This is a genomic window from Streptomyces sp. NPDC004629 (assembly GCF_042873595.1).
In the GTDB taxonomy this organism is placed as follows: Bacteria; Actinomycetota; Actinomycetes; order Streptomycetales; family Streptomycetaceae; genus Streptomyces.
The window spans coordinates 362,468-380,483 of record NZ_JBIALO010000001.1; the positions used below are offsets into that span (position 1 = coordinate 362,468).

The 18,016-nt window shown below is 71.5% G+C and carries 20 protein-coding genes; 18 read left to right on the plus strand and 2 right to left on the minus strand.

The window, feature by feature from the left end; translation table 11 throughout:
- Window positions 1–3: 3 nt before the first annotated feature.
- On the minus strand, window positions 4–1,698 hold the full coding sequence (locus ACFYTE_RS01670) for a chitinase (RefSeq protein WP_388703392.1): 1,695 nt from the start codon (window positions 1,696–1,698) through the stop codon (window positions 4–6).
- A gap of 343 nt (window positions 1,699–2,041) precedes the next feature.
- Between ACFYTE_RS01670 and ACFYTE_RS01675 the strand changes: the two genes are divergently transcribed.
- The 14 genes from ACFYTE_RS01675 (at window position 2,042) to ACFYTE_RS01740 (ending at window position 13,438) form a co-directional block, all read left to right on the plus strand.
- Complete coding sequence (locus tag ACFYTE_RS01675) at window positions 2,042–2,884, plus strand: hypothetical protein (RefSeq protein WP_388704022.1); 843 nt, start codon at window positions 2,042–2,044, stop codon at window positions 2,882–2,884.
- 73 nt (window positions 2,885–2,957) lie between these two features.
- Window positions 2,958–3,659: a Flp pilus assembly protein CpaB gene (gene cpaB, locus ACFYTE_RS01680; protein WP_388703394.1), complete on the plus strand. Its 702-nt coding sequence runs from the start codon at window positions 2,958–2,960 to the stop codon at window positions 3,657–3,659.
- A gap of 12 nt (window positions 3,660–3,671) precedes the next feature.
- Window positions 3,672–4,919: a CpaE family protein gene (locus ACFYTE_RS01685; protein ID WP_388703397.1), complete on the plus strand. Its 1,248-nt coding sequence runs from the start codon at window positions 3,672–3,674 to the stop codon at window positions 4,917–4,919.
- Window positions 4,920–4,924: 5 nt separating this feature from the next.
- A complete protein-coding gene (locus tag ACFYTE_RS01690) occupies window positions 4,925–5,302 on the plus strand; it encodes a TadE/TadG family type IV pilus assembly protein (protein WP_388703399.1) in 378 nt (125 codons plus the stop codon).
- A 121-nt stretch (window positions 5,303–5,423) separates the two neighbouring features.
- Entirely contained in the window at window positions 5,424–5,744 is a 321-nt protein-coding gene (locus ACFYTE_RS01695) for a TadE/TadG family type IV pilus assembly protein (protein WP_388703402.1), read from the plus strand.
- Between the two features lie 18 nt (window positions 5,745–5,762).
- Window positions 5,763–7,100, plus strand: coding sequence for a CpaF family protein (locus ACFYTE_RS01700; protein ID WP_388703404.1), 1,338 nt, complete (start codon window positions 5,763–5,765; stop codon window positions 7,098–7,100).
- A 10-nt stretch (window positions 7,101–7,110) separates the two neighbouring features.
- Window positions 7,111–8,055: a type II secretion system F family protein gene (locus ACFYTE_RS01705; RefSeq protein WP_388703407.1), complete on the plus strand. Its 945-nt coding sequence runs from the start codon at window positions 7,111–7,113 to the stop codon at window positions 8,053–8,055.
- A 53-nt stretch (window positions 8,056–8,108) separates the two neighbouring features.
- Entirely contained in the window at window positions 8,109–8,996 is an 888-nt protein-coding gene (locus ACFYTE_RS01710; protein ID WP_388703409.1) for a DUF5936 domain-containing protein, read from the plus strand.
- Window positions 8,997–9,254: 258 nt separating this feature from the next.
- The gene (locus tag ACFYTE_RS01715; RefSeq protein ID WP_388704025.1) at window positions 9,255–10,481 is read left to right on the plus strand and encodes a sensor histidine kinase; all 1,227 of its coding nucleotides are present in this window, start codon (window positions 9,255–9,257) and stop codon (window positions 10,479–10,481) included.
- Entirely contained in the window at window positions 10,478–11,254 is a 777-nt protein-coding gene (locus ACFYTE_RS01720) for a response regulator (protein WP_388703412.1), read from the plus strand. The genes ACFYTE_RS01715 and ACFYTE_RS01720 overlap by 4 nt, the downstream gene beginning before the upstream one ends.
- A 113-nt stretch (window positions 11,255–11,367) precedes the next feature.
- Window positions 11,368–11,598 (plus strand): hypothetical protein, encoded by a 231-nt coding sequence (locus ACFYTE_RS01725; RefSeq protein WP_351743967.1) that lies wholly within the window; start codon window positions 11,368–11,370, stop codon window positions 11,596–11,598.
- The gene (locus tag ACFYTE_RS01730; protein ID WP_388704027.1) at window positions 11,595–12,185 is read left to right on the plus strand and encodes a pilus assembly protein TadG-related protein; all 591 of its coding nucleotides are present in this window, start codon (window positions 11,595–11,597) and stop codon (window positions 12,183–12,185) included. The genes ACFYTE_RS01725 and ACFYTE_RS01730 overlap by 4 nt, the downstream gene beginning before the upstream one ends.
- Window positions 12,186–12,217: 32 nt before the next feature.
- Window positions 12,218–12,799: a hypothetical protein gene (locus tag ACFYTE_RS01735; RefSeq protein WP_388703414.1), complete on the plus strand. Its 582-nt coding sequence runs from the start codon at window positions 12,218–12,220 to the stop codon at window positions 12,797–12,799.
- A 6-nt stretch (window positions 12,800–12,805) separates the two neighbouring features.
- A complete protein-coding gene (locus tag ACFYTE_RS01740) occupies window positions 12,806–13,438 on the plus strand; it encodes an OmpA family protein (RefSeq protein ID WP_388703417.1) in 633 nt (210 codons plus the stop codon).
- A gap of 31 nt (window positions 13,439–13,469) precedes the next feature.
- Here the strand turns inward: ACFYTE_RS01740 and ACFYTE_RS01745 are convergent, their stop codons facing one another.
- Window positions 13,470–13,847 (minus strand): DUF192 domain-containing protein, encoded by a 378-nt coding sequence (locus tag ACFYTE_RS01745; RefSeq protein WP_388703420.1) that lies wholly within the window; start codon window positions 13,845–13,847, stop codon window positions 13,470–13,472.
- Between the two features lie 125 nt (window positions 13,848–13,972).
- On the opposite strand from ACFYTE_RS01745, the gene ACFYTE_RS01750 reads away from it, so the two are divergent.
- The 4 genes from ACFYTE_RS01750 to ACFYTE_RS01765 all read left to right on the plus strand — a co-directional run bounded on the left by ACFYTE_RS01750 (window position 13,973) and on the right by ACFYTE_RS01765 (window position 17,938).
- Window positions 13,973–14,845 carry an LLM class flavin-dependent oxidoreductase gene (locus tag ACFYTE_RS01750; protein WP_388703423.1) on the plus strand — a complete coding sequence of 291 codons (873 nt, stop codon included), beginning with the start codon at window positions 13,973–13,975 and terminating at the stop codon, window positions 14,843–14,845.
- Window positions 14,846–14,971: 126 nt separating this feature from the next.
- The gene (locus tag ACFYTE_RS01755) at window positions 14,972–15,508 is read left to right on the plus strand and encodes a GNAT family N-acetyltransferase (RefSeq protein ID WP_388704029.1); all 537 of its coding nucleotides are present in this window, start codon (window positions 14,972–14,974) and stop codon (window positions 15,506–15,508) included.
- A gap of 46 nt (window positions 15,509–15,554) precedes the next feature.
- Complete coding sequence (locus ACFYTE_RS01760; RefSeq protein WP_388703426.1) at window positions 15,555–16,355, plus strand: class I SAM-dependent methyltransferase; 801 nt, start codon at window positions 15,555–15,557, stop codon at window positions 16,353–16,355.
- Window positions 16,356–17,164: 809 nt separating this feature from the next.
- On the plus strand, window positions 17,165–17,938 hold the full coding sequence (locus tag ACFYTE_RS01765; RefSeq protein ID WP_388703427.1) for an isoprenyl transferase: 774 nt from the start codon (window positions 17,165–17,167) through the stop codon (window positions 17,936–17,938).
- Window positions 17,939–18,016: the final 78 nt, after the last annotated feature.

The following is an 18,016-nucleotide window of genomic DNA, read 5'->3' on the forward strand; positions in this document are numbered from 1 at the left end:
GCGTTACGGCAGTGCGTGCACGTGGGGCCCCACCGTGTTCGACCAGGCGTTGCCCGAGGTCGCGTCCCAGTTGGTCGACCAGGTCATCGCGCCCCGCAGGTCGGGGTAGGTCTTCGACGGCTTGAACGAGCCGCAGCCCGTGCCCTTCGTCAGGCAGTCCAGGGCGTTGTTGACCACCGTCGGGGAGACATAGCCGCCGCCCGCCGCACGTGTCGACGCCGGCAGGCCCAGGCCGACCTGCGACGGCGCGAGACCGCCTTCGAGCTGGATGCAGGCCAGCGCGGTGAGGAAGTCAACCGAGCCCTGGCTGTACACCTTGCCGTCACAGCCGAGCATCGAACCGCTGTTGTAGTACTGCATGTTGACGACCGTGAGGATGTCCTTCACGTTCAGCGCCGTCTGGAAGTAGCCGTTCGACGTGGACTGCATGTCGATGGTCTGCGGGGCCATCGTCAGCACCAGCGACGAGCCCGCCTTCGCCGACAGCGAGCGCAGCGCCTGCGTCATGTACGTCGCGTTCAGCCCGTTCTCCAGGTCGATGTCGACGCCGTCGAAGCCGTACGTCTGCATCAGCGAGTACACCGAGTCGGCGAAGTTCGCCGCGGACGCCGAGTCGTTCACCGACACGGTGCCCCGCTCGCCGCCGACCGAGACGATGACCTTCTTCCCGGCGGCCTGCTTCGCCCTGATGTCCGCCTTGAACTGGTCGACGGTGTAGCCGCCGAGGCCGGCCGAGTCCAGGTTGAAGGTGACCGCGCCGGGCGTGGACGTCGCGTCCGCGAAGGCCACCGCGATGATGTCGTACGCCGAGGGCACGTCGGAGACCTTCTGGACCGTCGCTCCGTTGTTGAAGTTCTGCCAGTAGCCGGTGACGGCGTGCCGGGGCACCGTGCCGCTGCCTCCGCCGTTGCTCGTGGCGGTGGTGCCGGTGACCGTGGCCGACTTCGGTGACTCGCCCGCCGAGTTCGTCGCCGTCACCTGGAAGGAGTACGAGGTGGCGGCGGCGAGGCCGGTCACCGTCGCCGATGTGCCGGTCACCGCCGTGACCTTCGTGCCGTTGCGGTAGACGGAGTAGCCCGTCGCGCCGGACACCGTGCCCCAGGACAGAGAGACCGAGGAGGACGTCGTCCCGGAGACGGCGAGGCCGCTCGGGGCGCCCGGGACGGTCGGGGCCGGGTCGCCGCCGCCCCCGCCGTCCGGACCGTGGACGGACAGGTCGTCCGCGATGTACGCGGCCTGGCCGTACCAGCCGTGCGTGTAGACGGCGACGGACGTGGTGCCGGAGCCCGTCGTGAACGTCGTCGTCAGCTGCTTCCAGGAGGCCGAGTCGGGCGTCCAGGTGGACACGTCGGTGGTGCCGGTGCCCGTCACGCCCAGGTAGGCGTAGCCGCCCTGCACCCACGCGCTCAGCGTGTACGTCGAGTTCGGCCGCACCGCCACCGTCTGGGTGCAGCGCGCGTTGTCCTGCCCGGCCGGCGTCGCCTTCAGCGCGGCGGTGCCCGAGTGCACCGGTGACGAGACGGTCGTACCGCTGCCCGCGGAGCAGGTCCAGTTGCTCAGGCCGGATTCGAAACCGGCGTTCTTGGCGTTGTTGACGTCCGCCGCGGCCGCGGGTGCGGCGGCGAGTCCCGCCACGGACAGGGCGAGCGCGGCCGTCACGGACCAGGTCCGTATCCGTCGTCTGTTGCGTCCGGGCATGCCTGGTGCGCGGTCCACTGGGGCCTCCGGAGGGGGGGAGTGGGCGGGGAGAAGGGGAGAGGACGGTGGCCACCGCTGGCCTACAAGTTGGTCCAGACCAATCCCGCTGTCAAGAGGTCCAGACCAAAATCGCCTGGGGTGGGACGTTCAACCTGTCCCGATTTGAAGCGAGTTGTGAGAAGACGGATCCCGCCCGGCCGCACAAACGGTGTTCTCCGGTCACAGAGCCGTGGATACAGTGCTCACGTAGTCACGCAGTGAAGTCGTCCCGGCGCACCGGCGTCACCCCGGTGGGCCCCCGGATGTGAAGAGCGGGGAGCTGCGCGTGCCAACTGCCATCGCCGTGACCAGTGCCGACATGGCGCTGTCCGCGCAGGACGAACGGACCATGCCCGCCGTCGTGCTGCGGGACCTCGACAAACGGCCGCTCGACCACGCCCTCGCCGAGCTGAACGGGCTCGTCGAGCAGCACGGGCATCTCATCGTCGTGGGCTCACAGGCCGCCCCCGCGGCGGTGACCCAGCGGCTGCACACCCTCCGCTCGCTCCTGGAGAGCGACCGGATCGCCCTGTTCCAGCCGGCTCTGCCGCCCCTCGGAATCGCCGTCCTGGCCCGCCAGTTGCGCCAGCTCGCCTCCTGCGACCTCAGCCCGGGCGTGCTCGCCTCCGCGGGCCGGCTGCTCACCCACTACATCCACGCCGGCGCGGTCCTCGGCTCGGTCGCCAAGCTGGACCGGATACCCGTGGGACTGAAGGCGCACGCCAAGTCCTGGGTGCCGGGCAGCCAGTTCGCGGTGGTCGCCCACCCCCAACCGCAGCTCGTGCGCGTCGGCCCCGAAGCGACCCTGCCAGGACCCGAGTTCAGCACCTGGATGCTGGTCGCCAAGGGGCAGCTGCAGTCCGAGTGGATCGGCACGCTCGCCACGTCCTGGGGCGCGCACGGGCTGCGCGAGGCCCCGCTGCCGGCCGAGTCCGCGAACTGGTGGGGGACGGGCCGGATCATCGAGTTCTGCGGCTATCTCGCCGACCTCTCCGTCCTCTACCAACTGGTCACCTCCGTGCGGCAGAACACCTGTCACTGGTGCGGCGTCGACGTCATCGGCGACCGCTGCGTCTTCTGCTCCGCCACCCCGCCCGGCCATGAGCCACCCGCCCCACGGGCCCTCGAACAACGGACGCCCGCCTGACCGTCCGGCACCGCGACACCGCTCACCCATACGACTGCGCACGACCGACTCCCCCAATGAGGTTGCACGGTTCATGAACTCCCGTCAGCGCCGCGGCGTGATACTCCTGGTCCTGTCGGTCCTCTGCGCCCTCGGCGCGTTCGCCGGCGTGCTCTCCGTCATCGACGACGTGAAGTCCAAGGTCGGCCCCGAGGTCACCGCGTACCGGCTCAGGTCGAACGTGGCGCCGTACACGCCGCTGACCACGGGCCAGTTCGCGAAGATCCGGATGCCCGAGCGCTGGCTGTCGGCCAACGCCGTCACCGATCTGCGGCAGATCCGCGGCAAGATCGCCGTGACCACCCTGCGCGAGGGCTCCCTGCTGCAGACCGACATGATCGTCGACCAGCCGGCCCTGCGGCCGGGGGAGCAGGAGGTCGCCATCATGATCGACGCGGCCACCGGTGTGGCCGGCAAGATCACCCCCGGCTCCCGGGTCAACGTCTACGCCACCTTCGAGGGCAGGCAGCAGGGCGACCCCGACCAGTCCAAGATCATTGTGACCAACGCCCGGGTCCTCGACGTCGGCAAGCTGACCTCCCTGGAGCCGGACAACAAAAACCAGCAGCCCACCGACGCCGTCCCGATCACCTTCGCGCTGTCCACCATCGACGCACAGCGCATCACCTACGCCGAGTCGTTCGCCCAGCGGGTCCGGCTCGCCCTGGTGGCACCCGGCAGCGAGACCACCGTGCCGGACAAGGACCGCACGTACGAACTCGCGACGGACAAGTGAGAGGCGGCCCGCATGCCCACCAGAATCCTCCCGGCCGTCGGTGACCCGGACGCCGTACGCTCCCTCATCACCCTGCTCAGCCAACTGCCGGACGCCGAACCGCTCCCCCCGGTCGGCGACTCCACCCAGCTCGTCGACACCCTCGCCCGGCTCGCCGCCGAGTCCGTCGACGAACTGCCCGAGGTCGTCGTCGTCCACGAACGCATCGGACCCGTACCCGCCCTCGAACTCGTCCGCGAGATCGCGCTGCGCTTCCCCGCCGCCGGCGTCATCCTCGTCACCACCGACGCCGGCCCCGGCCTGTTCTCCGCCGCCATGGACTCCGGCGCCCGCGGCCTGGTCACCCTCCCGCTGAGCTACGACGAACTGGCCAGCCGGGTGCACGCGGTGGCCCAGTGGTCGCAGGGCGTACGCCGCCATCTCGGCCACGGCGCCGACGTGTTCGGCGGCGTCGGCGGCACCGTCGTCACCGTCAGCGGCGCCAAGGGCGGCGTCGGCGCCACCTTCGCCGCCGTCCAACTCGCCCTCGCCGCCCAGGCGTCCGGCCGGTCCACCGCCCTGGTCGACCTCGATCTGCAGACCGGTGACATCGCCTCCTACCTGGACATCCAGTTCCGCCGCTCCGTCGTCGACCTCGCCGCCATCACCGACATCTCCCCGCGCGTCCTCGCCGACGCCGTCTTCCGCCACGACACCGGCCTCGCCCTGCTGCTCGCCCCCGGCGAGGGCGAACGCGGCGAGGAGGTCACCGACCGGGCCGCCCGGCAGATCATCGGCGCCCTGCGCTCCCGCTACGAGGTGGTCGTGGTGGACTGCGGCGCCCAGCTCAGCGGCGCCGGCGCGACCGCCGTGGAGATGGCGGGGACGGCGCTGCTGCTGACCACCCCCGACGTCGTCGCCGTACGGGCCGCCAAGCGCACCGTGCGCATGTGGGACCGGCTGCAGATCCGCAAGGCGGAGGAGACCACCGTCGTCGTCAACCGGCACACCAGGAGCACGGAGATCCAGCCGCAGCTGATCCAGCGCATCACCGGCACCGCGCTGGCCCGTACGACGGTGCCCGCGGGCTTCAAGGAACTCCAGGGCGTCGTGGACGCCGGACGCGTCCACGAACTCGACAGCCGCAGCGCGGTGAAACAGGCCCTGTGGGCGCTCGCCGGCGAACTCGGCCTGGCCGGCGCGCCCGACGCGCCGCCGCACCGCGGCGGCCGGCCGCGCGGCGACCGGGGCGCGGTGAGCTTCCGGCGCCGGAAGGAGTGAACGCCATGGACCGGCCGGCACGCGACCGGGGACAGGTCAGCATCGAACTCCTCGGCATGACCCCGCTGATCCTGCTGACCCTGGTGCTGATGTGGCAGTGCGTCCTCGTGGGGTACACCTACACGCTCGCGGGGAACGCTGCCGACGAGGCGGTACGGGCCGGGACGGCCGCGGCGCCGGGCGAGCGGCAGGCCGCCTGCGAGCAGGCGGGACTCGGGCACCTGTCGGAGGCGTGGAAGGGGGATGCCACGGTGACGTGCGGGGGGAGCGGCTATGTGACCGCCGACGTGTCCCTCAAGGTGCCCGTCCTCTTCCCCGGGACCGTCGCCTTCCCGGTCACCGTCCACGGCCACGCGGGCGCGGTGGAGGAGGCGAAACACTGACATGCACGACTTCGCTAGCCGCGACCGGAACGGCGACACCCGTCCCCACCCCGAGCCACCCCCTCCGGGCACCCGCCCAGACGAAGAAGCAGGGCGCGTCCCGCGGCGGGATCGGGGGCAAGTGGCCATCGAGTATCTGGGGTTCATCCCGGTCCTGCTGCTCGTCGCCCTCGCGGGCATTCAGCTCGGGCTCGTCGCGTACACCGCGCAGCAGGCGGGGACGGCGGCGCGCGCGGGGGCGCGAGCCGCCTCGTTGCGGCAGGACGTCGGCCAGGCCTGCGCGGGCGCGGTCAGCGACTGGCTCGCCGACGACACACAGTGCGCGACCGCGGAGCTGGGCGACTCGGTCGAGGTCACCGCCACCGTCCACATCCCCTCGGTCGTCCTCGGCTGGAACTTCGGGGAAGCCCGCAAGTCCGCCACCATGCCGCTCGACCACTGAACGAGGAGCAGCCCAGCCATGAGCCTGCGGGCACGCATCAACTCCCCCGAGGAGCAGGGCAGCCGGGGCGAGGACGGCCACCTGGTCGCCACCTACCGCGCCAAGCTCCTGGAGGAGATCGACCTCGCGGAGATGAGTTCCCTCGCGGCGGCCGAGCGGCGGGCCCGCCTTGAGCGGGTGCTCGGTCACATCATCAGCCGCGAGGGCCCGGTCCTGTCGACGGCCGAACGCTCCCAGCTGATCCGGCGCGTCGTGGACGAGGCGCTCGGCCTCGGCATCCTGGAACCCCTGCTGGAGGACCCGTCCATCACCGAGATCATGGTGAACGGCCCCGACGCGATCTTCGTGGAACGCGGCGGCCGGGTCGAGCAGTTGCCGCTGCGGTTCGTCTCCGCGGACCAGCTGATGCAGACGATCGAGCGGATCGTCTCGACGGTCAACCGCCGTGTGGACGAGTCCAATCCGATGGTCGACGCCCGGCTCCCGTCCGGCGAGCGGGTCAACGTCATCATCCCGCCGCTGTCCCTCACCGGCCCCATCCTCACCATCCGCCGTTTCCCGCGTTCCTTCACCCTTCAGGAGCTGATCGGCTTCGGCTCCCTGGACGAGCACATGGTGTTCCTGCTCTCCGGCCTGGTGCAGGCGAAGTTCAACATCATCGTCTCCGGGGCCACCGGCACCGGCAAGACGACCCTGCTCAACGCCCTGTCCGGACTCATCCCGGCGCACGAGCGGATCATCACCATCGAGGACTCGGCCGAACTCCAGCTCCAGCAGACCCATGTCGTCCGCCTGGAGTCCCGCCCGCCGAACGTCGAAGGCAAGGGCCAGGTCAGCATCCGCGACCTGGTACGCAACTCGCTCCGCATGCGTCCCGACCGCATCGTGGTCGGCGAGGTCCGCGGCGGCGAGTCCCTGGACATGCTCCAGGCGATGTCCACGGGCCACGACGGCTCCCTGGCGACCGTGCACGCGAACAGCGCCGAGGACGCCCTCACCCGGTTGCAGACCCTCGCCTCCATGTCCGACGTCGAGGTCCCCTTCGTGGCCCTGCACGACCAGATCAACAGCGCCGTCGATGTCCTCGTCCAGCTCACCCGGTTCGCCGACGGCGCCCGCCGCATCACCGAGATCGCCCTGCTCGACAGCCACGGCAGCGAGCCGTACCGGCTGGCCACCGTGGCCCGCTTCGACGCCCGGCCCATGACCCCCGACGGCCGCGTCCACGGCGCCTTCCGGTACTTCCCCCTCCCGCGCCGCACCGCCGACCGCCTCTACATGGCGAGCCAACCCCTGCCGCAGGCCTTCGGCGTCGCCCAGAGCGCGGACCAGCTCGCCACCCGAGAGGCCAGGTAGGTAGGCACCCATGGAACTGCACACGCTCGTCACGCTCACCACCGGCGTCACCCTGCTGACCTGCGTCCTGGCCGTCGTCGGCGGGCACACCTACGCCTCGGGCCGGGCCCAGCGCGCCGCCCTCGTCGAACGCCTCAGTCACACCGGCCAGGTCCCGGCCACCGGCCGCCGGCGCCGCTTCCGCACCCTCGACCGCCGGCTGCGCCGCACCCGGCTCGGCCGGAAGCTGGAACTGCGTCTCCTGGCGACCGGCCTGGACGTCACACCGGGCGAGTTCTTCGCGACCATGCTCGCCGTGGTCGCCGCCCTGTGGCTGATCGGCCAGGCCGTGCTCGCCCCCTTCTTCGGCCCGCTCGCCGGGCTGGCCGGGGTGTGGGCGGCGCTGCTGTTCCTCAACTGGCAGCGGCAGAAGCGGATCGAACGCTTCATCAACCAACTCCCGGAACTCGCCCGCATCCTGGCCAACGCCACCCAGGCCGGCCTCGCCCTGCGCACCGCGATCGGCCTGGCCGCGGAGGAGCTTGAGGCCCCCGCGGGCGAGGAACTGGCCAAGGTGTCCGACCAGTTGGCGATCGGTCACTCGATGGACGACGCCCTGGGCGAACTCGCCGACCGGCTGCCCTCGCGCGAACTGGTCGTCCTGGTCACCACCCTCGTGCTGTCGAACCGCGCGGGCGGCCAGGTGGTCAGCGCGCTGCGCAACCTCACCGACACACTGGAGGAACGCAAGGAGACCCGGCGCGAGATCCGCACCCAGCTCTCCCAGGTGACCATGACGTCGTACGCCGTCCCCGCGCTCGGCGTGGGCGCGCTGTTCCTCATGAACGGCGTCAAGGACGGCGCCCTGGACCGGATGACCGGCTCGCCGATCGGCCAGGCCTGCGTGGTCATCGCGTTCGCGATGTACGCGGTCGGATTTGTACTCATCCGCCGTATGAGCCGTATCGACGTCTGAGCGCCGGGCCGCATGGAGAAGCAAGGAGAAGGAACGGAAGGAGGGGATCCGCCATGGGACTTCTGCTGGCGGCGGTGACGGGCCTCAGCGTCTGGGGCGTGTTCGCTGGGATCCGCATGTACCGGGCGGAGGCCAAGCTGCCGCGCGACCTGGCCGTGGCCCTGGAGGTGGGCGCCACCCGCACCGGCGCCGTCGGCTCGCTGGTCGACCGCATGGGCATGCGCTACGCCCCCGCGGTGCTGCGCCTGATGGGACCCAGACGGGTCGCCAGATACCGCCGCAGGATCGACCTCGCGGGCAACCCGGGCGGCCTGACCATCGACCGCTACGCGGCGCGACGCGCCGTCTACGGCGCGCTCGGTGGCGTCGGCTTCCTGGTGATGGTGATGCGCGGCCAGTACTTCCTCGCGCTGCTCCTGCTCGCCTTCGGCGCGTTCTGGACCGAGGTCGGCATCTGGTCGGCGATCCGCATCCGCAAGGACGTCATCGAGCGCACGCTCCCGGACTTCCTGGACGTCCTCGCGGTGGTGGTGAGCGCGGGGCTGGGCTTCCGGCAGGCCCTGGACCGGGTCGCCGCCAAGTACGAGGGACCCTGGGCCGACGAACTGCGCATCACCCTGCGCCAGATGGACCTCGGCATGAGCCGCCGCCAGGCCTTCGCGGAACTGCGCCGCCGCAACGACTCCGAGCAGGTCGCCATGTTCGTCACCGCGTTGCAGCAGGGCGAGGAACTGGGCGCGCCGATCGTCGACACCCTCGTGGCCCTCGCCAAGGACATGCGCCGCACCGACGCGCAGAACGCCCGCCGCAAGGCCGCCCGGGCGGTGCCCAAGGCCACGCTGATGATCACCACGTTCATGGTCCCGGCCACGATGCTTCTGCTGGGCGCCGGACTCCTGCTGGGCTCCGGGGTGGACTTCGGCTCCATCACGGGCAAGTAGACGGGGAAGCGGGCGGGGCGGGGGGTGAGCGCGGTGACGGTGACGAGAGACGGTGCGGCCGGCCGCCGCCGCGCACGCCTGCCCGGGTGGATGAGACGGACGCCGGCCCGCGGGACGACGGACCCGACCGGGACCGGACAGACCTGCCCGCAGCCACCAGGCCGGCAGTTCGGCCGGGCACCCGGCCAGGAACGGCTGGGCGACGTGACCCGGCCGGACACCGCCCCCGAGAAACTGCAACTGCGCGCCCTGCAGGCGATGTGCCGGCAGGTCTTCGGCTTCCGCCTCGCGATGATCGCGCTGGCCGCCCCCGCCGCCCTGGTCAACGCGTCCCCCGGCCTCGGCGTCCGCCTGGTGGGCGGCGCCGTCGTCATCACGTTCATGGTGTCGTACGTCCTGTTCCGCGACTGGGCACGCTTCGGGCCGCTCCTCCTGCGCCACCCCACCCTGCTGGCGGCGGACACCCTCATCGGCTCCCTCCTCCTCGTCTCGGCGGGCCCGGACACCACCCTCGCCTACGTCAGCGTCTGCACCCCCCTCCTCGCCGGCCTCCTCTACAGCTGGCGCGGCGCGGCCTGCTTCGCCTCGCTCCAGTCGCTGATCCTGCTCCTGGTCCACGCGACCCTGGAGCAGGGCCGCGGGGCCGATGTCGCCGAGTCACTGCTGCTGCCCGGCCTGTGCGTCATCGCCGGGGCCATGGGCTCGACCCTGCGCAACCTGATGCTCCGCTTCGGCGCCGCCACCCAGGCCCTGACGGCAGTGCAGGCCCGGCTCGCCGTCACGGAGGCGGTGAGCGCCGAACGCGCCCGGCTGGCCCGGGAGATGCACGACTCGGTGGCCAAGACCCTGCACGGCGTCGCCCTCGCGGCCGACGGTCTCGCCGCCTCGGCCGCCGCGGGCGCCCGCACGGACCCCGCCCTGATCGAACAGCAGGCGCAACTGGTGTCCCGTTCGGCCCGCCGGGCGGCGGCGGAGGCCCGGGAACTGCTCACCGACCTGCGCCGCCAGAACGACCCCGGGCTCCGCACCGAACTGCTGCCTCAACTGGCCGCGCTCACCGCCGAGTTCCGCACCCGCACGGGACTGCTCACCGAGTGCCGCCGAACGGGTGAGCGGCCCCTGCCCGCCGTACCGCCGGCGGTCGCCCGGCACCTCCTCGCCATCGTCTCGGAGGCCCTGGAGAACGCCCACCGCCACGGGGCGCCGGGCCGGGTGGACGTACGGGCGGACGTGCAGGGCGGGCTGCTGCGGCTGAGCGTGCACGACGACGGCCGGGGCCTGCCCCCCGGCAGCACCCTCGAACAACTGCGCCGCACCGGCCACTTCGGCCTGGTCGGCATGGCCGAACGCGCCGCGACGGTCGGTGCCCGCCTGCGCATCGGACGGGGCGACCACCCCCGGGGCACCGAGGTCCTGCTGGAACTGCCGCTGGCCGCGCTGACACCCCCCGCCCCCGCACCGGCCCACGAGGCCCGAGACGCATGAGAGGAGGCAGCCCGATGCCGGTGAACCCCTTCGAGAACCTTCCCCCGACCGCACCCGCCGCACCGCTCCGGATCGTGGTCGCCGACGACAACCCGGTGGTCCGAGCGGGCCTGACCGCCCTCCTCGGCGGCCGGGACGACACCACGGTCGTGGCGGAGGCCGCGGACGGCCGCGCGGCGTACGAAGCGGTCCTGGAACACCGCCCGGACGTCGTCCTGCTGGACGTCCGCATGCCCGGCGTCGACGGCCTTTCGGCGCTGCCGCACCTGGCACGGCTGGCCCCGGTCATGATGCTCACCTACAGCCATGAGGCGGAGATCGTCCAGGAGGCGGTGCGGCTGGGCGCGGGCGGCTATCTGGTGCACGGCGAGTTCACCGTGGACCAACTGGTCGCCGCGGTACGGGACATCACCCGGGGACGTCCGCACTTCACGCCCGCGGCGGCCGGCGCGTTGATGGCGCCCCTACGTCATCGAGCGCATGCAACTGCACACACCGAACCTGAACTCGCCCACAGTTCTCGACGTACTTCTCCACAAAACCTTTCGCAACTGCAACCTGCTGTGGGATCCTCGGTGCGGTCGCGGTACCAACTCAGCACGAGGGAGGCGGAGATCATGGACCTCGTCGCGTCCGGACTGAACAACCGGCAGATCGCCGCCGTGTGCTTCATCAGCGAGAAGACGGTCAAGAACCACATCAACCGCATCTTCGCCAAACTCCACAGCACCAGCCGCGCCCAGGCTGCCGCCAAATGGCTGGGGGTGGCCTGACATGACTTACCGCTACGGACGTTGGGCCCGGCAATGGGCCCTGGGACCCTGTGCCGGGCGCGGCACGGCATCGTACGTTCACCGGATCGAAGGCGAACCCGGAGGGGAGCACGATGAGCGACCTGATGCTGAGGACGGCCGTGGCGGCGAAGGTTCGCTTGAACGGTTGGAAGAACACGACGGTCGAAGCCGTTCGGCGCCGCGCCGGCGACAGCGGGCAGACCGCGGTCGAGTATCTGGGCATCATCGCGGTCGTGGTGGCCATCGTCCTGGCGATCACCGGCACGGACATCGGCAAGACGATCCTCGACAAGATCAAGGCCAAGATCACCGAGATCACCTGACGCGGCGGCGCGGGTCCAGGGACGCAGGGCAGGCCTTCCCCATCTACATCACGGTGGTGGCGGGTCTGCTCTTTCTGGCGTTGGCCTATCTCGCGATGGGCCAGGCCGCGGCCAACCGGAACGGCGCTCAGACGGCGGCGGACGCGGCGGCGCTCGCCGCGGCGCAGAACGCCCGTGATCAACTCGCCGGTGCATGGCTGGAGAACGTGCTCGATCCCGCCGTGTGGCAGGACATCTTCGACGGCAACGTGCCGTTGAATCGCTCGTGCTGGCGGGCCGGCCGGCTTGCCGCGCAGAACGACGCGAGGGTGCTGCACTGCCACGCCCCCGATCCGCTCACCTATCGGGTCGACGTCGAGACCAACAAGCCCGTCGGGCACTCCGTGGTCCCCGGTACGGAGGACATGAAGTCGGCGGCGTCCGCCACGGCCGTGATAGAGCCGCTCTGCGAGCCGCCTGTTGAAGGCGCCGAGGACAGCGCACTGCCGCAGCTCGCCTGCAAAGATCAGAACTGGGACCTGAATCCGGACGATCCGGCCGATCTCCCGGGGCCCGAGGACCTCTTCGACGTGCACTTGGCCGACTGACAAGGGAACGACGAGTCAAAGGAAGCGGAGCGATGAGCATTCGGTTCACTGCGAGGGCTCGCAGAGGGATGGCCGCCTTGGCCGTTGCGGTGGGGTTGGCCGTCTGCTCGGGTGGCTGCGGCGGGGGTGGTGGTGACGACAAGAAGCCGGAGAAGTCGGCGTCCGCTTCGCAGGACGGCGGATCCGAGCCGAGTGCTCAAGAAGGCCGGTCGGAGGAGCCGTTGGCCGAACTCAGGGGCCCGGACGGTTTGAACCTGAAGATCACGTCGGCCGAGAGGGATTCCGGCGGATTCGTCACTGTGAACGCGGAGCTGAAGAACGACGGCAGCAAGGACGCCGTGCTCTCGTCACAGCTCACGGGCAACGAGACCGAAATCATGAAGAACGGCCAGTCGTTCGGCGGAGCCACCCTGGTGGACTCCAAGAGCAGGAAGCGCTACTACGTCCTGCGTGACACGGACGGCCGCCCCCTCACGACCACCGGGGTCCAGACGGTCAAGGCGGGGGACATCGTCCCCGTCTTCCTGCAGTTCCCGGCGCCGCCGGCGAGCACGACCGAGGTGACCTTCCAACTGCCGACGTTCTCCAGCGGCACCGTTCAGATCTCCGGGTGAGGCAAAGTGATCACCGCATCCCGGCTTTCGCTGGCCGTGTGCACGGTCACCGTGCTTCTTGCCGGCTCCCTCCACGGCGCCACCGCCGCCCGCGCCGACGAGTCCGACCCCAGTGTCCCGCCGGGTACCGAGGCAACTGCCTCCGCGCCGGTCGAGGTCGACCCCAACGACCCGGATCTGAAGCTGCCCGAGGGCGCGACGCTCGCCTCCGCCAAGGTGCTCGACATCAAGTCCGTGGTGGAGGACCAGAGCGGCGACGAACGCCGCGAGGACACCAACGCGGACGTGAAGTTCGCCCTCCAGGCCGAGGTGCTGTTCGGCAAGGACAGCGCCAAGCTGAGCGCGGAGGCGAGGGCCCGTATCGCCTCGATCGCGGAGGAGATCAAGAACCAGAGGGCGACACAGGTACGGGTGTTCGGCTTCACGGACAACCTGGGCTCCTCGGCCCACGGCGACGTCCTGTCCAAGCAGCGGGCCAACGCCGTACAGGCGGTTCTGGACCAGGACCTGAACGACGCGAACGTCACCTTCGAGGTACGGGGCTACGGCGAGCAATACCCGATCGCGGACAACTCCACCGAGGCGGGCCGGAAGAAGAACAGAAGGGTCGAGGTCTCCTTCCCCCGCTCGGCGAACTGACCCCACCCCGACTGCTCCGACCGCCCCGCCCTCACCGGCCGTCCCCCGCCACCTCCACACTCACCCGCGCCCCCACCTCGACCCCCCACCCGGCCATGGCTCCGGCCGCGGCCTCCAGCACATGCCGTGACCGCAGCCGGGGCAGGCCGAGCCGCCCCGGCCGCATGGTGCGTACGGCGATCACGGTGAGAGCGCGGTCGAGGTAGGCGACGTCGATGGGCATCCGCATGCGAAAGGTGTGCACACTGCCGGCGGGGGAGAGCAGCATCGCCCCGTCCACCGCATCGCGCCCCAACAACCCTTTGGTACGGGCGCGATAGGAGACCGCGATCTCCAGCGGTACCGACACCCGCCCCCCGCGCAGCCCGTACACCGTCAACTCCGCACGCCCGTCCCGCCAACGCCGCATCCCCACCCCACCTCCCCGAAAACCGTACCCTCCGCCCCCCACCAGGGCCCCTCCGTGCGACACAGCGGTCGGGTACCGGTACGGGCGGGGTTGTCGTGGGGGGTGGGGATCGTTAGGAAGGGGGGATGACTCGACTTGGTGCGGTGTTTCGGCCTCAGTTGGCTCCCGAGCGGCTTCGGGGTGTGGCTCGGGCGGCGGATGACGCGGGGCTGGAGGAGCTGTGGCTGTGGGAGGACTGCTTTCGGGAGGGCGGGATCTCGACGGCCGCCGCCGCGCTCGCCTGGACCGAGCGGACGCGGGTCGGTGTCGGGCTGTTGCCCGTGCCGCTGCGGAACGTCGCGATCACCGCGATGGAGGCCGCCGCGCTGCACCGCATGTTCCCGGGGCGGGCCGTCGTCGGCGTCGGGCACGGGGTGCAGGACTGGATGGGGCAGGTGGGCGCCCGCGCCGAGTCCCCGCTGACGCTGCTGCGGGAACACCTGGAGGCGCTGCGCGCCCTGCTGCGCGGAGAGCGGCTGAGCGTCCAGGGACGGTACGTCGAGCTGGACGGCGTCGCGCTCGACTGGCCCCCGGAGAGGGCCGTGGAGGTGCTGGCCGGCGCCACCGGCCCCCGCACGCTGCGGCTGTCCGGTGAGGCGGCCGACGGCACGATCCTCACGTCGGCCACGCCGCCCGACGGCGTCCGCCGGGCCCGCCGGCTCATCGACGAGGGACGGGCCGCGGCCGGGCGCGGCGGGCCGCACCGGGTCGTCGTCTACCTCCTCACCGCCACCGGGGCGGATGCCGCCGCCCGGCTGCGTGCCGACCTGGTCGCCGAGGGACTGGACGCCGTACCGGGTCTCGGTGTCGCCGGGGACGCGGGAGCGGTGGCCGAGGCCGTGCGGCGGCTCGCCGAGGCCGGGGCCGACACCGTGGTGCTGCAGCCGACGGGGGACGAGCCGGACCCCGAGGGCTTCGTACGGTTCGCCGCCGAGGAGGTCCGGCCGCTTGTGCCGTAGACGCCGGCCGCCCGGGATTGTCAGTGGGTCCTGCCACACTCCCTTCCCATGACGGAGTTCAAGGCGAAGTCCAAGGCGAAGTCCCAGGCGGAGTCCATGACGGACTCCAGGGCGGAGGGGGCGGAGATGAGTGAAGGGTCCGCGCGGGGCGCCGAGCCCCGTGCCGTGGGGCTGCGCGAGGTGGCCGACGCCGACCTGGAGACCTTCCTCGCCTACGAGCACGATCCGGAGGCCGTTCGCCGGTCGAGGTTCCCGCCCCGGGAGCGGGACGCCTTCCTGACGCACTGGAGGACGAGGGTGCTGGCGGACCCCGACAACCTGGTGCGGACCGTCACCGTGGGCGGCGAGGTGGCCGGCAACATCGTCTCCTGGTCGCAGGACGACCGGCGGTTCATCGGCTACTGGCTGGGGCGGGCGTACTGGGGGCGCGGCGTGGGGTCCCGTGCCCTCGGTCTCTTCCTCGGCCAGGAGCGCACCCGGCCCCTGTACGCCGATCCGTTCTCCGGCAACACGGCATCCGTCCGCCTCCTCAGGCGGCACGGCTTCGAGGACGCCGGCACCGTAGTCCACGGCGACGACGCACACATCCTTCTCGTCCTGCGGACCCCGGCCGCCCCTGGGACCCCGGACGCGGCGGAGGAGGTGCGGAAGGCCGCGCCCTGAGAAAAACCGGCGGCGCCCACCGGCGGCGCCCTGCAAGGATCCGTTCATGGACCGGACACACCCGAGAGATCCCCGTTCTTTCGAAGACCTCGTCGCGGAAGGCGCCGCCGTGCCCACCGAGGGCTGGGACTTCTCCTGGTTCGAGGGGCGCGCCAGCGAGGAGCGGCCGTCCTGGGGGTACGCACGCTCGGCGGCCGACCGGCTGGCCCGTGCCACGGCCGCGCTGGACATCCAGACCGGGGGCGGCGAGGTCCTTGACTTCGCGCTGGCCACGGCGGCCCCGGCCCGGCCGGTACTGGTCGCGGCCACCGAGGGCTGGCCGCCGAACGTCGCCCAGGCCACCGCGCTGCTGCACCCGCGCGGCGCCGTGGTCGTCTCGGCGGCGGAGGACGCGCCGCTGCCCTTCGCCGACGGGGCCTTCGACCTGGTGCTCAGCCGGCACCCCGTGCGCCCGCACTGGGAGGAGATCGCCCGCGTGCTGCGCCCGGGGGGAACCTACTTCGCGCAGCACGTGGGGCCGGCCAGCGTCTTCGAACTGGTCGAGTTCTTCCTCGGGCCGCAACCGGAGCGAAGCCGTCACGCCCGCCACCCCGACCGTGAGCGCGCCGACGCCGAGCGGGCCGGGCTCCAGGTCGTCGACCTGCGGGCCGAGCGGCTGCGCATGGAGTTCCACGACATCGCCGCCGTCGTGCACTTCCTGCGCAAGGTCGTCTGGATGGTCCCGGGCTTCACCGTCGAGGCGTACGAGCCCCGGCTCCGGGCCCTGCACGAGCGGATCGAGGCCGAGGGGCCCTTCGTCGCGCACAGCACCCGGCACCTCTTCGACGTCCGTGGACCGGACCGCTGACCGCGCTGACCGGCCCGGGCCACGCGCCTGCGGGCCTGGGCGGCAGATTGGCCGGGAATCGCCGCTCGGGCGCGCTCCGGCGGCGGTCGCGGGGCCGGGGCATCGTACGCGCCCGTGGACCGGTGTGGGGGCGCGTGTGTCGGCGGGGTTTCCACATCGTTATCGCCAGCGGCTCGCATCTGCGGTGTGCCCTCACGTAAGTTCAGACCAAGGCAATTCGCGTGAGCAAAGCCGCGCGGTCGGCACCGCGTGGCGGAGGGGGCTGCGCGGTGCCGGTATGCGCCCGTGCGCCCGTCAAGCCACCGTTCGCTGCCCGGTTAGCCCAACGGAGGGACGGCGTGGCGACTGTCCGCAGCGGCGCCGGGACGCGCCGCGCCTGCCGATCATCCCGTGCGCGGCCCGGCCGCCTGGGAATCCGCCGTGAATCGGCCATGGAACGGCCCTGAACAAGGGGTTCCACCACCCTCAGGGCGTCGTCGGGCGACTTCGGAGAGTAATTGTGGCAAGCCGATGCACGCGGGATCCCTTACGAAGGGTTATGGTGGAAACCCCCCCTCGGGCCGGTCCGTCTCCCCCCCACGGACCGGCCCGTTTCTTTGTGCGCCCGCCGTGCTCCCCGGCCCGCGCCCCGCCCCCGAGGCTTCCCACGCTTCAGGGAACGGAACCGTTCGGCCGTCGTTCGCCGTCCCCTCACCAGGGGTGCGTACGACCCACCGCGGCGCGCACCCGGAAACCGTGCCGAAGCCCCGCAGGAGTAGGCTTCGGGCCCGCGGGGACGCACCCGCACCGTACGGAGGGGCTGACATCACGTGAACCTGCGCGACAAGCTGCGCGGCCTCCTGGTCAGGCTGTACGCGCGCCGGGTGGAAGGCCACCTGGACCACGCTCAGGTGCCCAAGCACATCGGCGTCATCATGGACGGCAACCGGCGCTGGGCGAAGGCCGCGGGATCCAGCACCGTCCACGGCCACCGGGCCGGTGCGGACAAGATCGGCGAATTCCTCGGCTGGTGCTCCGAGACGGACGTCGAGGTCGTCACCCTGTGGCTGCTGTCCACGGACAACTTCGACCGCGCGCAGGAAGAGCTGGTCCCGCTCCTCGGCATCATCGAGGACGTCGTACGCACGCTCGCCGCGGACGGCCGCTGGCGCGTGCACCACGTCGGCACCCCGGATCTGCTGCCCTCCCCGATGCAGCTGGCGCTGAAGGAGGCCGAGGAGGCCACGGCCCACGTCGAGGGGATACTGGTCAACGTCGCCATCGGCTACGGCGGCCGGCAGGAGATCGCCGACGCCGTGCGCTCCATGCTCCTGGACGCCCACGACAAGGGTGTCACCATGGAGGACCTGGCCGAGTCCGTCGACGTCGACATGATCGGGCGTCACCTCTACACGAGCGCCCAGCCCGACCCGGATCTGGTGATCAGGACCAGCGGCGAGCAGCGGCTGTCCGGTTTCATGCTGTGGCAGACGGCCCACTCCGAGTACTACTTCTGTGAGGTCTTCTGGCCGGCCTTCCGCAAGGTCGACTTCCTGCGTGCGCTGCGTGACTACGCGGCGCGGCACCGGCGCTACGGCGGCTGAACGAGCGCGCTACGGCGGCTGAACGAGCGCGGTACGGGGCCCTCGGACGCCCCGCACGGCAGACATCCCGTACGCCCC